Raw genomic sequence first — 14,569 nt, forward strand, 5'->3', positions numbered from 1 at the left:
GCGTTAACAAAACACTGACATCCTCTGCGTTATCCTCTCCAGTCCCACTTGGTATGAGCTGCATTTTTCATGCGTCAACCCGACATCCTGCCTGCCGTCATCGCAGGTCCCCTGCTAAGGCGCCTTGAACCGCAGCGCCTGGTTATCTGGTTGGTGGGCAGTCGCGCCCTGCCACTGTGCTTGAGGCTGCAATTACCCCAGGGCGAGACGCTGAATATCCCGCTCGATGCAACGCACTGCCAAGTCGTGCCCGTCGGGCGCCATGCCGTTATCCACTTGATCGACGTAGCGCTGAGCGACGCTCTGCCCCAGGACGAGGTCATCGGTTACGACCTGATCGTCGACGGCATTGGCATTGCACAATGGGCGCCGCACTTGCTGTATGCCGACGCCACAACGCCGAGCTTCGTGCTGCATAGCCGCATCAACCACTTGGTACATGGCTCCTGCCGTAAACCCCATCACCGTGCAGATGAAGGTTTGTTGTGCGTCGACCGCCTGTTGGCGCAGGCCCGCACCCCGCTCGAACGCCCCGCCTTGCTGATGATGAGCGGCGACCAGGTCTACGCGGACGATGTCGCCGGGCCCATGCTGCGGGCCATCCATGCGCTGATCGCGCACCTGGGCCTGTTCGACGAGTTCCTGGAGGGCGCCGTGGTGGACGACAGCGTCAGCCTCTATGGGCATCGCGCCAGCTATTACCACCGCGCCGACCTGCTTCCGGCGCTGGACAGTAACGAGACCCTGCGCGAACGCTTTTTCGGCGGCGTGAAGAAGCCGATCTTCACCAGCAGCACCGCTGACAATCACCTGGTGACCTTCGCCGAAGTCATCGCGATGTACCTGCTGGTCTGGTCGCCCACCCCGTGGACGCTGATCACACCACGACCGCCGCAACTGAGCGCGCAAGAACAACTGCGTTATGCCCGCGAACAAGTGCAGATCGATCAATTGCGCACCGGCTTGCCGGGGGTAGCCCGGGTGTTCGCCCACTTGTCGACGCTGATGATCTTCGATGATCACGACATCACCGACGATTGGAACCTCAGCGCTCAGTGGGAGCAAACCGCCTACGGCCATCCCTTCTCCAAACGCATCATCGGCAATGCCTTGCTGGCGTACCTGTTATGCCAGGGCTGGGGCAACCAACCCCAGGTGTTCGGCGAACTGCTGACCCAGACCCAGGCACTGACTGGCCAGGCGCAGGGCAATCATCTGGACGCTGCTGCCCAGGATGATCTGCTGGAGGTGCTGCTGAAATTCCAGCAATGGCATTACGTTTTGCCCACCACCCCTGCCCTGGTGGTACTCGATACCCGTACTCGGCGCTGGCGCAGCGAATTTACCCTCAAGCAACCTTCCGGCCTGCTGGACTGGGAAGCCTTGAGCGAACTGCAACAGGAGCTGCTCGACCATCCGTCGGCCATTATCGTCTCGCCTGCGCCGATCTTTGGCGTCAAGCTGATCGAAACGGTGCAAAAGGTCTTCAGTTGGTGCGGCTTCCCACTGCTGGTGGACGCCGAAAACTGGATGGCTCATCGCGGCGCCGCCCAAGTGATCCTGAACATCTTCCGCCACTCGCGCACGCCCGGTAACTACGTGATCCTCTCCGGCGATGTGCATTACTCGTTCGTCTACCAGGTGCTGATCCGTCACCGCAACGGCGGCCCGAGGATCTGGCAAATCACCAGCAGCGGCATCAAGAATGAGTTCCCGCCGCGCCTGCTGGAATGGTTCGACCGTCTCAACCGCTGGCTGTATTCCCCACGCTCGCCGCTCAACTGGTTTACCCGCCGCCGTACCATGCAGGTAGTCCCGTATATTCCGGACCATGCCGAGGCGGGTGAGCGGCTGTGGAATAGCGCGGGAATTGGCCAGGTGTTTTTCAATGAACAGGGCCAGCCGGATGAGATTTACCAACACAACGCGGATGGAAAGCCTCGAACAAAGATGCTGGCGCCCGAACCATAGCCAAACGCCACTATCCGAAAGCAGCACATCCGCCCTATTCAAACCGTGCAAGCAGCGAGGTAGAGTAGCGCCAGCCACGGAGTATCGGCGTCACCAATAATAACTGGCCCCTAGGGGGCGTTCTCAATTAGTTTCCCCGCCGCGTTGTCGCCTTAAAGCGGGCCAGGCAAGGCGCAGGCCGCAGGGAATGGTTGTTCCCTTTCCAAGGCCTGCAACGCAGGCTGGCCCGCTTTAAGGCACAACCCGAAGGGCCGGGCCTGCTGTTGTGCAGGGCTGCGTTGCTCGAAGCTTATTTGGAATGACCAAACCACGCTTCTCGCGCCTTGCCCTGCACAACAGCAGACCCGGCGCGACGGGGAAACTAATTGAGAACGCCCCCTAGAAGCCAGCCCTTGCAGGGAGCGCGCTGATGGACGATACACCCGGCAACGAGCCACTACGCAATGACTTTTCCGAACTCAACGCCGACCTGCTGCACGCCATCATGGAACTGGTCAGTGACGGGATCTGGGACTGGAACGCCACGACTGGCTACGTCTACCGCAACCCCGGCTGGTACGAAATGCTCGGTTACTCCCGAGACTCGCTGGAAAACAACGTGTTCACCTGGGAAAGCGTGATCCATAGCGAGGATTACCCGCGCGTGATGGCGTTGTTTGATGACTACATCAGTCAACGTTCGCCCCTTTACCGCGCCGAATACCGCTGCCGGAAAGAAGACGGCACTTACCTGTGGATCGAGGATCGTGGCTACATCATTGCACGCAACCCCGACGGCTCAGTGGCGCGCATGGTGGGCGCGCACCGCGACATTCATACGCGTAAATGCTCCATTGAACGCTTGCAAAAGCGCAACCAATCCCTTGAAGCACTGGTGGCAGAACGTACCCTTGAGCTATCGCGGGTCAATCAACAATTGCAGATACAGCTGGACGAAAACCGCTCCCTGGCCGAGCGCGACGCGCTGACACGCATCGCCAACCGTTATCGCCTGGAAAAATGCCTGCTGGAAGAATGCGACCGCGCCGAACGCTTTCGTGTGCCCCTGGCGCTGGTGGCGATGGACATCGATGACTTCAAGCCGGTCAATGACCGATACGGTCACGGCGTCGGTGATCAGACGCTGATAGGGGTGGCGGAACGTCTGGAAAGCTGCGTACGCACAACTGACCTGCTGGCTCGCTGGGGCGGCGATGAGTTCATGGTGGTGCTGCCTGCAAGCAACCTGGACACGGCGAAGGAATTGGCCGAAAGGATTCGCCGTGCAATCAAACAGTCGCCTATCGTCAACGACCTCAACGTCACCCTGAGCCTGGGGATTGTAGAGCGGCGCATGGGTGAGTCTCCCGCCGCGCTGGTGGCAAGGGCTGACCGAGCGCTATATCGGTCCAAGGCGGCTGGCAAAGATGGGGTGTCGGATTAATGCAGACAAGCGCTCCTTCCGATTTGGAATGACCCGGCGACTTTATTTCGTTTGCGGCAAGGCCCGGTGCGCGGCTTAGATAAACCACGCCCAGCCTTGTCGAGTACGCGATTCATGAGCCACGCCAGCATCAGCCAATCGATTTCCATCGTCCATCCCATCAGCCTCAGCCACGGTAAAAACGCTGAGGTGTGGGACACCGCGGGCAAACGCTACATCGATTTTGTCGGCGGTATCGGCGTGCTCAACCTGGGCCATTGCCATCCGGGCGTAGTGGCGGCGATTCGCGAGCAAGCAACCAGGCTTACCCACTACGCATTCAACGCCGCACCGCATACGCCCTACATCGAGTTGATGCAACGCCTGACGGCGTTTATCCCGGTGCACTACCCGGTCAGCGGCATGCTCACCAACAGTGGCGCGGAAGCGGCGGAAAATGCGTTGAAGATCGTCCGCGGCGCCACCGGGCGATCGGCGGTGATCGCCTTTGATGGAGCCTTCCACGGCCGAACCCTGGCGACCCTCAACCTCAATGGCAAGGTGGTGCCTTACAAGCAGAAGGTCGGCGTACTGCCTGGCCCGGTGTATCACCTGCCGTACCCCAGTGTCGATAACGGCGTGACCTGCGCCGAAGCGCTGAAGGCGATGGACCGTCTGTTCAGCGTGGAAATCGACGTAAACGATGTGGCCTGTTTCATCATCGAGCCGGTGCAGGGCGAAGCCGGTTTCCTCGCTCTCGATATCGAGTTTGCCCAAGCCCTGCGGTGCTTTTGCGACGAGCACAACATTCTGCTGATTGTCGATGAGATCCAGTCCGGCTTTGGTCGCACGGGGCAGCGCTTTGCCTTTTCGCGCCTGGGCATCGAACCGGATCTGTTGCTGCTCGGCAAAAGCATCGCTGGCGGCGTGCCGTTGGGTGCTGTGGTGGGGCGCAAGGCGCTGATGGACAACCTGCCCAAGGGCGGCCTCGGCGGCACCTACTCCGGCAACCCCATCGCCTGCGCGGCGGCACTGGCTACCCTTGAGGCGATGACCGATGAACATCTGCAAGCTTGGGGGGCACAGCAGGAGGCGGCCATTGTCAGCCGCCATGAAAGCTGGCGCTCACAACAACTGTCGCCCTACCTGGGCCGCCTCACCGGCGTCGGCGCCATGCGTGGTATTGAACTGGTGAATGTCGATGGCACTCCGGCCTCCAGGCAACTCACTCAGTTGCTGGGCCTGGCGCGAGACGCCGGCTTGCTGTTGATGCCCAGCGGCAAGTCGCGGCACATTGTGCGCTTGCTGGCACCGTTGACCATCGAGCCTTGGGTGCTGGAGGAGGGCCTGGATATTCTCCAGGCGTGCTTCGCGCAACTGGACCAATAACGTCACCTGCCCGAACCTGTCTTGACCTGATCCCCCACCCCGCCGAAAATGCCCGACGTTTTTGTCTCCCCGTTTACTACGCAGTGAAATTTTAATGCCTGATTCCTACACCGCAGAATCCGCCGAAGAATCCGTAACCGCCTTGCATGCCAAAGCCGAATACGAAAACGCCATCAATCTTTCACAGCATGTGCCAGCGGCCAAGATCATCAGCGAGATGGTGCTGGACGCGTTTCATACCTCCAAGGAAAGCGACCAGATCCGCGAGCTGCGCATCGCCATCCGCCAGGCCCATGACGCCTTCGACGATGACAAAGCCTACGACCTGATGGGCCAGCTCAAACAATTGAAGGACGCCGAAGCCGCCGATAACGCCGCCCTCGAAGACCTGAGCAGCAAGTTCTCGATCAGCCGCATCCTGTCCAGCTTCAAGGACGATCCCCAGTTTCAGGAACTGGTCTATGGCCTGGCCCTCAAGGTGCTGAACCAGTCGCATCAGGCCATCAGCAACCCAAGTGCCGGCAAGGGCAAGGCAGCACGTGCCAAGAAAGAAGCCGAAGTGTTTGTGATCAGCAAGGATGGCATCAGCGTCACCCTGCCGCTGCGCACACCGCGCTCCAGGCTCAGCGTGGACCGCGAAGCATTCGAGTTCCTGGGGTTCAACTTCGTCGGTGAAGGCGACGAGGCCGAACTGGAAGTGGAAAGCTTTGTGGATAACGCCGGTAATGAACAGCCGTTGAGCCGCAAAAGTGTGATTACTGCGCTGCAGCAGCAGACAGCGTTTGACGGCTACAGCATTGCCCAGCAGTAACGCGGCAACACCGCTGGACTAAACATCACGTTCAAGAGATAGCACACTGTGGCGAGGGAGCTTGCTCCCTCGCCACAGTCATGGCTGGCTGCAGGTAATGTTTCAGCCAACAGGCGCGATCTGCGCGGCAAACACCTCGCGAAAGCGTTCCATCTCCTGCTGGTTGCCCACTGTCACCCGCACCCATTGCGGCCAGTTCTGCCATACGCGCCCCACCAGCACATTCTGTGCGGCCAGCCGCTCAACCACCTGCTCGGCTGGTTGCTTTACATCGATCATGAAGCAATTGCTCTGGGAAGCCGTGCAGCTAAAGCCCCGGCCTTTGAGCCAGGCGACTGTCTCATCACGCAACCTGGCATTGAGCGCTTTGCGTTGGCCCACCAACGTGGTGTCCTCCAGGCTGGCACGTGCGCCCAATAGGCTGGCAGCGGCCGGGACGTTGTCACCGCCGAACACCGCCAGCCGCTCCAGCAGCGCCGGATGACCGATTGCCAGCCCCAGACGCGCTCCGGCCATGCCGTAGATTTTCGAGAACGTACGCAGCACCAACAGATCGTCGTGGTCGTTGACCCAACTCACACAGCTGGGTGCATCGCAGAAGTCGATATACGCCTCGTCCACCACTAGCACGCTGCCTTTGGGTTTGTTCGCCAGGGCTTGGCGGATGGCCTCGGTAGGGGTCAGGGTGCCGGTGGGGTTGTTGGGGTTGCACAGGTACAACATGCCGGCCTGTGGGTCTGCCGCGAGCATGGCCGGTACATCATGGGCATGACCGGCGTCGAGGTTCACTTCATGCACCGGTGCCTTGATCGACTCGGCCGCCTGACGCACAAGTTCATAGGACGGTGTCGCCATGACCAGGCCGCGGGTTTGGCTGGTAAACGCCAGCACCGCAAAACGCAGGGCCGCCATCGAGCCGGCAAACACCGCGACGTTTTCTTCGGCAACCCCCTGCTGGTGGGCAAACTGCGCGGCCAAGGCGTACATGTCCGGGTAGGGATAGCGCCCAGACGCTGCAATCGCTCGCTGCATCGCCTCACGGGCGGCGTCTGAAGGGCCGTAGGGGCTTTCGTTGTAGTTGAGCCGTACCTTGTCGGATTGAGCCTGCACCGGGCTGGCAACCGCCCAATCCAGCTGGCCAAGTACAGGTAACGCCGCCCCAAGCGCGAGAAGGGACCTACGGCTGAAGCTGACCATGGTGACTACTCCTTGTCGAAGTGCGAGGGATTCGCACAGGTCGGATATAACGGTATGACGAGAAAGCAGTTGCCTGATTTAGCGGCGGGACGTATCCCTGCACTCAGTACTTTATTGTCAACGCGAGCCCATGCAACACTTGCGCTGCCGCGGGCCTGGAACTAGACGTTCTGCCGGGTATGGACTGATGACTAAATGGAAGTGGTGAGCACTTGATACACAGACGAGAAAAAACCGAGCACTTGAAGAGCAATATCAAGTACTTGATCAAAAGTCGTGGCGAAACCCAGCTTTCGTTAAGCAATGCCGCCGGCGTGACCAGGACGACCATCTACAACATCCTGGAAGGCAAGGTCGTCAAAGTGCAACAGTCGACCATTCGCAAGATCTCTGATTTCTTCGGCGTTTCGTACGAAGAAATCGAGACCGTCAACTTTGAAGCCAAGGAAGTCATCGAAAGCAATGTTTCCCCCCTGGGCAACAAGAACCCGGCGGCAGTGCCTGTACTCAAGGAAAGCCTGCTGATGCAGAACCTGGGCAAGCGCATCGGCGAACTGGCCACGCTTTACCCACTGACTTACTACTTCGGCAACTCCTGCAACTTGATCGGCGTTCGCCTGGAGCATGCGATTCCCGGCATCAATGAGCCGGGGGACTTGCTGATCGTGCAGAAAGGCGCATCGAGCGACGATAAAGAAAAGCTGGTGTACGACCGCGCCACCAAGAAGCTGTTCATCACCCTTGAACCCTGCGGCAACTCAGACCGCTTGTGCGTCATCGGCGATATTCTTGAGGAGCGCTTCAATGACAACCTTTGAAGGCGCCGTGGAAAACAGCAAATACAAGTTGCTGGGCTTTGAAAATGACAAGCGCCTGGCAGTGATCATGGTGATCGCCACGGGCAAGGTCGTCAAAATCAAGCTCAGTGAGGTGCTCAACAGCGAAATGATGGACAACTTCAACAAGCTGGAAATCAAGAACCTCTACAAGAAGTTCTATTCACAAGCAGGAGCACTCACCGCCTACGACATTAACGACCGCAATGAAAACTCGTGGATGATCTACATCATCCTGAACCTGTTGCTGTTCACGTTTTACATCTTCACCAGCATCGCCGCGACCAAACCGATCTACCTGGAATCCATGGGCATCATTGTGACGCCGGGCACTTTTTTGTACCCGCTGACCTTCTTGATTGTGGATCTGCTGAACGAGAACTTCGGCCTGCGCCTGGCCCGGCGAGCCATTATGTTTGCGTTTGCCAGCAATGCGATGATCATCATCCTGTTGTATGGCTCAACGTTCCTGCCGGGGCTGCCGGGCTGGAAACTCGATGGGCCGTATAACGACGTGATCCTGCAAGTGTCGTCGGTGCTGGTGGCCTCTTCGGTGTCGTTCCTGGTCTCGGAGAATATAAACTCCTACCTGCTGTGCAAGATCAAAGAACTGACCAACTCCAGGTACCTGTACCTGCGGATTTTCTTCAGCACCTTCTTTGCGGTGATCATCGACAGTTTTCTGTTCTGCTTTATTGCCTTCTACGGCGCCATGCAGACCAGCGATATCCTGAGCATGATCTATGTGCAGATTGCGATCAAAGTCGGTTTTGCGTTCTTCAACATCCTGCCTGCCTATGGGGCGCGCTCGTTGTTCAAGCGCTACCTGACCACTGCCAACACATGAAACCTATGTGGGAGGGGGCCTGCTCCCGATGGTGGTGGGTCAGCTAAGAATGTATTTGCCTCGACACCGCTATCGGGAGCAAGCCCCCTCCCACATTTGGACTTCATACATCAGGTAGAGCCTGGCGGGCCTTGGATGCGGTTACTTCAGTTGCAACTTGTGCTTCAGGCTCTGCATGACATCCGCCTTGTTTTGCAGGTAGTCATTCAAGCCCCGGGCACGCAGGTTGCACGCATCGCAGTTGCCGCAGCCGGAGCCAATGACGCCGTTGTAGCAGGTCAGCGTCTGCTCGCGCACCAGTTCCAGTTGGTTGTGGTAATCGGCCAGGGCCCAGGTTTCGGCCTTGTTCAGCCACATCAACGGGGTGTCGAGGCTCACGTCGTATTCCATGCCCAGCTTGAGGGCCTGGTTCAATGCCTTGACGAACTCGTCACGGCAATCGGGGTAGCCCGAGAAGTCGGTTTCGCACACACCGGTAATCACGGCCTCGGCCTTGACCTGGTAGGCGTAGATCGCAGCCAGGGTCAAGAACAGGATATTGCGGCCCGGCACGAAAGTGCTCGGCAGGCTTTCGCCTGAGCTGTTAACGGTCGGTACCGGAATGTTGTCACGGGTGAGGCTGCTGATCGCCAGCTCATTGAGCAGCGACACATCCATCACTTTGTGCACGGTGGCGCCCAATTGCTTGGCCAACTTGCGGGCCACTTCGATTTCCGCCACATGGCGCTGACCATAATCGAAGGTGATGCAGTGCACTTCGTCATACTGCTTCAATGCCTGGATCAGGCAGGTGGTCGAGTCCTGCCCGCCACTGAAGACCATCACGGCTTTTTTACTCATTGCATTGCTTCCTGCATTTGTAGAATTGGGGTGTAGGAGCGAGGCGGGCGGCTAGCCCTTGCTCACGAAAAACGTCAACGATAACGCAGCGTATCCGGTTTAGCGCAGCGCTCAATAAAAAACCCCGCGCGTCTTTCGAAGGCGGGGCTTTTTTACTGCAAGACCACTCAGTGCGCGTAGGTCAGCAACAGCTCTTTCGGTACCTGGAAATCCAGGGACATCATCACGCTGAGCGCGGTGATGGTGAAGATCGAGAACACGAAGAGCTTGCGCGCCCAGACGGTGTCGTCCACCGCCTTGTAACCGGTCCAGGCCATGTACAACCAGTACATGCCCATGGCGGCGGCTACGGCGAGGTAGCTCATGCCGGCGTAGCCACTGAAGGTCAACATCAAGGTCGCCACGAGGAACGCCAGGATGTAGAGCAGGATGTGTTTCTTGGCCACCTGAATGCCACGCTTGACCGGCAGAACCGGAATCGACGCAGCCAGGTAGTCATTGAAGCGGAAAATCGCGATGGCGTAGGAATGCGGCATCTGCCAAAGGCTGAACATCACCAGCAGCACCAGCGCGGCCATGTCGAAGCTATTGGTTACAGCCACATAACCAATCACCGGCGGCATCGCCCCCGACAGGCTGCCCACCAGCGTGCCGTGAACCGACTTGCGCTTGAGGTACAGGCTGTAGAGGCCGACATAGATGACAAAACCGATCACGGCAAACAGCGCCGCCAACGGGTTGGCCACCTTGTACAACAACACTACGCCCGCAACACCCAGGATGGTCGCGAAGATCAGCGCCAGCTTCAGGGAAATAAGCCCCTGGACCAGCACTCGATTCTTGGTGCGTTCCATCTTGATGTCGATGTCACGGTCGATGCAGTTGTTGAACACGCATCCGGAAGCAACCACCAGGGACGTACCGATCATCGCAGCCAGGAAGATGGCCAGATCGACATGTCCCTTGGAGGCCAGGAAGAAACCGCCCGCCACAGAAAGCACGTTACCGAAAATGATCCCCGGTTTGGTGATTTGGATAAAGTGCTTAAGCGACATCGGGTCTTACCTCACTTCGCCATCATGTAGGTGTGGATGCTGAACATGATCCACAGCGACAGACCAACCAGCAGAACGATCACCAGGCCTGCGAACACAAACGCGATCACATTCTCGCGCTGCTCTTTGGAGCGATCCAGGTGCAGGAAGTACACCAGGTGCACCAGGACCTGAATCACCGCGAACGCCAGGACGATCATCAAGGTGATCGACTTCGGCAAGGTTGGGTACATCACCAGGCCGAACGGGATCAGGGTCAGGATGACCGACAGGATGAAGCCGATAGCGTAAGACTTTACGCTGCCGTGGCTCGAATCGTGGCTGTCATGGGAGTGTGCATTAGCCATTACAGAGTCCCCATCAAGTAAACGACGGTGAATACGCAGATCCAGACCACGTCCAGGAAGTGCCAGAACAGGCTCAGGCAGCTCAGGCGGGTCTTGTTGGTGTTGGTCAGGCCGTGTTTGTTGACCTGATAGATCATCACCGCCATCCACAGCAAACCTGCGGTTACGTGCAGACCGTGGGTGCCGACCAGCGTGAAGAACGCCGACAGGAAACCGGAACGGCTAGGACCGTAGCCTTCGGAGATCAGCAGGTGGAACTCGTTGATCTCCATGCCGATAAAGCCCAGGCCGAACAGGAAGGTCAGGCCCAGCCAGGTCAGCACGCCCTTCTTGTTGCCTTTGTAGAAGGCCAACATGGCGAAGCCGTAGGTGATCGAACTGAACAACAGCAAGGCGGTTTCGCCGAGCACGTAAGGCAGTTCGAAGATGTCGTGGCCCGACGGGCCACCCGCTACGTTGTTTACCAGTACCGCGTACACCGCGAAGATCGACGCAAACAAGATGCAGTCGGTCATCAGGTAGAGCCAGAAACCGTAGACGGTTATTGGCCCCGAGTCGTGGTGATGGTCATCGTGCCCATGGTCATCGACATGGGCGTGTCCAGCATTGGTCACTAAGTTCGACATGGTTTAAGCCTGTTCCAACGAGGTTTCTACACGGTTGGCCGGAATCTTCTTCTCGGCTACCAGGCGAGCGTGCTGCTCGGCTTCGATGCGTTCGATCGTTTCGACCGGCACCATGTAGCCTTGATCATCACGGGCAGCGTGAATGATGAAGTAACCGATAGTGCCCACCAGGCTCGCGATTGCCAGCCACCAGATGTGCCAGATCATCGCGAAACCGAACACGGTCAACAGCGCACCCATCACCACGCCAGTGGCGGTGTTGTTTGGCATGTGGATCGGCTCGTAGTGCTTGGGCTTCTGGTACGCAGTACCGTCTTCCTTGGCTTCGGTGAAGGCATCAATGGTGTTCGCAGTCGGGATCACAGCGAAGTTGTAGAACGGTGGTGGCGACGAGGTCGACCATTCCAGGGTGTGGCCGTTCCATGGGTCGCCGGACTCGCACATGTTCTTCTTGCGATCACGCACACTGACGTACAGCTGGATCAACTGGCAGGCGATGCCCACAGCGATCATCACCGCACCGAACATGGCAACGTACAGGTACGGTACCCACTCAGGGTTGGTGGTGGCGTTCAGACGACGGGTCATGCCCATGAAGCCCAGTGCATAGAGCGGCATGAACGCGACGAAGAAGCCCGAGATCCAGAACCAGAATGCAGCCTTGCCCCAGCCTTCGTGCAGCTTGAAGCCGAACGCTTTCGGGAAGTAGAAGCTGAAACCAGCGATGTAGCCGAATACCGCACCACCGATGATCACGTTGTGGAAGTGCGCGATCACGAACAGGCTGTTGTGCAACACGAAGTCAGCACCCGGGATGGCCAGCAGTACGCCGGTCATGCCGCCAATGGCGAAGGTCACCATGAAGCCCAGGGTCCACAGGACCTGGCTGGTCATGCGCAGACGACCGTGGTAGATGGTGAACAGCCAGTTGAATAGCTTCACCCCCGTCGGGATGGAAATCAGCATCGTCGCCAGGCCGAAGAAGGCGTTGACGCTGGCCCCCGAGCCCATGGTGAAGAAGTGGTGCAGCCACACCATGAAGCCCAGTACGGAGATCGCGCCCGATGCGTAGACCATCGAGTGGTGACCGAACAGGCGCTTGCCGGTAAAGGTCGAGATCACTTCGGAGAAGATACCGAACGCTGGCAGGATCAGGATGTACACCTCAGGGTGACCCCATGCCCAGAACAGGTTCACGTACATCATTGGATTGCCACCAAGTTCATTGGTGAAAATGTGGAAATCCAGGTAACGGTCAAGCGACAGCAGCGCCATGGTAGCGGCAAGGATCGGGAACGAAGCCACGATCAGCACGTTTGCCCAGGTACAGGTCCAGGTGAAGATCGGCATGTCCATCAGTTTCATGCCAGGGGCGCGCATTTTCAGGACGGTGGCCAGGAAGTTGACCCCCGTCAATGTCGTCCCGAGTCCTGATAACTGTAGGGCCCAGATGTAGTAGTCCACACCCACGCCCGGACTGTATTGCAAGCCCGACAATGGCGGATACGCAACCCAACCGGTCTTGGCAAATTCGCCGACGCCCAGGGAAACGTTGATCAGCACCACGCCGGAAACCAGCAGCCAGAAGCTCAGGGAGTTCAGGAACGGGTAGGCAACGTCACGCGCACCAATCTGCAGCGGCAAGGCAAGGTTCATCAAGCCGGTGAAGAATGGCATCGCCATGAAGATGATCATGATCACACCGTGGGCGGTGAAGATCTGGTCATAGTGTTCAGGTGGCAGGTAGCCAGGCGAACCCTCGGTGGCCATGGCCAACTGGGTACGCATCATGATGGCGTCGGCAAAACCACGCAGCAGCATGACCATGGCAACGATGACGTACATGACGCCGATTTTCTTGTGGTCGACCGAGGTCAGCCACTCGGTCCACAGGTAGGACCACTTCTTGAAGTACGTAATACCCGCAACCAGTGCCAGACCACCCAGCGCGATCATGGCGATGGTCACCATCACGATCGGCTCGTGGAATGGGACCGCGTCCCAACTTAATTTACCAAACATCGTTTACTCCTCTGCCCCAGCAGTTGAATGCGCGCCTGTATCAGAACCTTCAACCGCGGCCACTTCTTTCTTCTCGTGCTTGACCGGCTTGCCTGGCTTCATACCTTCGTACTTGTCGACGATTTTCTGAAACAGGTCCGGCTCATACGCGGAGTACAAGGCGACAGGGTTGTTCTGGCTTGGTTTGGTCAGGGCGTCGTATTCAGCTTGATCAAGCTGTTTAGGTGCGGCCTTGACTGCAGCTACCCAGGCGTCGAAATCTTCCTGGCTTGTCGAGATCGCTTTGAATTTCATGCCGGTGAAGCCAGCGCCGCTGTAGTTGGCGGAGATGCCTTCCATTTCAGCTTTCTGGTTGGCGATCAGGTGCAGGCGGGTCTGCATGCCTGCCATCGCGTAAATCTGGCCACCCAGTGCAGGGATGAAGAACGAGTTCATCACGGCGTCGGAGGTGATCCGGAAGTTAAGCGGGGTGTGCTCCGGGAAGCGGATCTCGTTGACGGTGGCGATACCCAGGTCCGGGTAGATGAACAGCCACTTCCAATCCAGCGCGACCACTTGGATGTTCACAGGCTTCACGTCGGATTCCAGTGGACGGTACGGGTCCAGAGCGTGGGTCGACTTATAGGTGATGTAACCCAGGGCGATAATGATGAGGATCGGGACCAGCCACACCGCGATTTCGATCTTGGTGGAGTGCGACCACTTCGGCGCGTAGGTGGCGCTGGTGTTGGACGCGCGGTATTTCCAGGCGAAGGCGAAGGTCATCACGATCACAGGAACCACAACCAGCAACATCAGCAGGGTAGCGGTGATGATCAGGTTTCGTTCATCCAGACCGACCTGTCCTTTTGGGTCGAGCAAGGTCCACTTGCAGCCTCCCAGCATTAAAAACATGCCAAGCAGCGGCAAAAAGCCTAGTAATCGGGGGTACCTGTTTTTACTCATCTCACGACCTCTAAAGCAGCTTGCGCAATGCAGTTGGGTTTTGATCGCCAACACTTCACCCTGCCAAGGGTTGGCATTTCTCTTCGATTGAATAAGAGCCTGCCCGACACGTCATAACTGTACGTTTCACGGACCTGCAGTGAGTTCTTATTCGATTTCGTGGCTAAAGGCCTTGTTACAGACCAATTCCATTTGGTGCGGATAGTTGAAAGGCTGCCGGAACCTGGGGTCGCACAGAGCCTTCCATCTGCTCCTCGACCGCTCCAATGCTCAAATATTGA

At 58.0% G+C, this 14,569-nt stretch carries 13 protein-coding genes; 6 read left to right on the forward strand and 7 right to left on the reverse strand.

What is annotated here, in order from left to right; genetic code table 11:
- Positions 1-69 precede the first annotated feature (69 nt).
- The 4 genes from LJX92_RS21910 to LJX92_RS21925 all read left to right on the forward strand — a co-directional run bounded on the left by LJX92_RS21910 (position 70) and on the right by LJX92_RS21925 (position 5,573).
- Positions 70-1,971, forward strand: a complete 1,902-nt coding sequence (locus LJX92_RS21910) for an alkaline phosphatase D family protein (RefSeq protein WP_228308946.1) — start codon at positions 70-72, stop codon at positions 1,969-1,971.
- Between the two features lie 409 nt (positions 1,972-2,380).
- On the forward strand, positions 2,381-3,394 hold the full coding sequence (locus LJX92_RS21915) for a diguanylate cyclase domain-containing protein (RefSeq protein WP_032879571.1): 1,014 nt from the start codon (positions 2,381-2,383) through the stop codon (positions 3,392-3,394).
- 114 nt (positions 3,395-3,508) lie between these two features.
- Positions 3,509-4,762: an aspartate aminotransferase family protein gene (locus tag LJX92_RS21920; protein WP_103734913.1), complete on the forward strand. Its 1,254-nt coding sequence runs from the start codon at positions 3,509-3,511 to the stop codon at positions 4,760-4,762.
- A 94-nt stretch (positions 4,763-4,856) separates the two neighbouring features.
- Positions 4,857-5,573 carry a hypothetical protein gene (locus LJX92_RS21925; RefSeq protein ID WP_122732585.1) on the forward strand — a complete coding sequence of 239 codons (717 nt, stop codon included), beginning with the start codon at positions 4,857-4,859 and terminating at the stop codon, positions 5,571-5,573.
- A gap of 102 nt (positions 5,574-5,675) precedes the next feature.
- Here LJX92_RS21925 and LJX92_RS21930 read toward each other — a convergent pair whose 3' ends face one another.
- Complete coding sequence (locus LJX92_RS21930) at positions 5,676-6,770, reverse strand: pyridoxal phosphate-dependent aminotransferase (RefSeq protein ID WP_228308947.1); 1,095 nt, start codon at positions 6,768-6,770, stop codon at positions 5,676-5,678.
- A 212-nt stretch (positions 6,771-6,982) separates the two neighbouring features.
- Here LJX92_RS21930 and LJX92_RS21935 point away from each other — a divergent pair, with 212 nt between their 5' ends.
- On the forward strand, positions 6,983-7,588 hold the full coding sequence (locus tag LJX92_RS21935; protein WP_005791243.1) for a helix-turn-helix transcriptional regulator: 606 nt from the start codon (positions 6,983-6,985) through the stop codon (positions 7,586-7,588).
- A complete protein-coding gene (locus tag LJX92_RS21940) occupies positions 7,575-8,453 on the forward strand; it encodes a queuosine precursor transporter (protein ID WP_032879563.1) in 879 nt (292 codons plus the stop codon). The genes LJX92_RS21935 and LJX92_RS21940 overlap by 14 nt, the downstream gene beginning before the upstream one ends.
- 141 nt (positions 8,454-8,594) lie before the next feature.
- Here LJX92_RS21940 and queC read toward each other — a convergent pair whose 3' ends face one another.
- The 6 genes from queC to cyoA form a co-directional block, all read right to left on the reverse strand.
- A complete protein-coding gene (gene queC / locus LJX92_RS21945; RefSeq protein ID WP_032879562.1) occupies positions 8,595-9,293 on the reverse strand; it encodes a 7-cyano-7-deazaguanine synthase QueC in 699 nt (232 codons plus the stop codon).
- Between the two features lie 167 nt (positions 9,294-9,460).
- Entirely contained in the window at positions 9,461-10,348 is an 888-nt protein-coding gene (cyoE, locus tag LJX92_RS21950) for a heme o synthase (protein ID WP_005791249.1), read from the reverse strand.
- Positions 10,349-10,359: 11 nt separating this feature from the next.
- Positions 10,360-10,695, reverse strand: a complete 336-nt coding sequence (gene cyoD, locus LJX92_RS21955) for a cytochrome o ubiquinol oxidase subunit IV (protein ID WP_003194051.1) — start codon at positions 10,693-10,695, stop codon at positions 10,360-10,362.
- The gene (locus LJX92_RS21960) at positions 10,695-11,321 is read right to left on the reverse strand and encodes a cytochrome o ubiquinol oxidase subunit III (RefSeq protein ID WP_005791252.1); all 627 of its coding nucleotides are present in this window, start codon (positions 11,319-11,321) and stop codon (positions 10,695-10,697) included. Before LJX92_RS21960 ends, cyoD begins: the two co-directional genes overlap by 1 nt.
- Before the next feature lie 3 nt (positions 11,322-11,324).
- Positions 11,325-13,343 (reverse strand): cytochrome o ubiquinol oxidase subunit I, encoded by a 2,019-nt coding sequence (gene cyoB / locus LJX92_RS21965; protein WP_005791254.1) that lies wholly within the window; start codon positions 13,341-13,343, stop codon positions 11,325-11,327.
- Positions 13,344-13,346: 3 nt separating this feature from the next.
- Positions 13,347-14,288 (reverse strand): ubiquinol oxidase subunit II, encoded by a 942-nt coding sequence (cyoA, locus tag LJX92_RS21970; RefSeq protein ID WP_005791256.1) that lies wholly within the window; start codon positions 14,286-14,288, stop codon positions 13,347-13,349.
- Between the last annotated feature and the right edge of the window lie 281 nt (positions 14,289-14,569).

The sequence above is a fragment of the Pseudomonas sp. HN8-3 genome (assembly GCF_020790195.1).
Classification (GTDB): domain Bacteria; phylum Pseudomonadota; class Gammaproteobacteria; order Pseudomonadales; family Pseudomonadaceae; genus Aquipseudomonas; species Aquipseudomonas synxantha_A.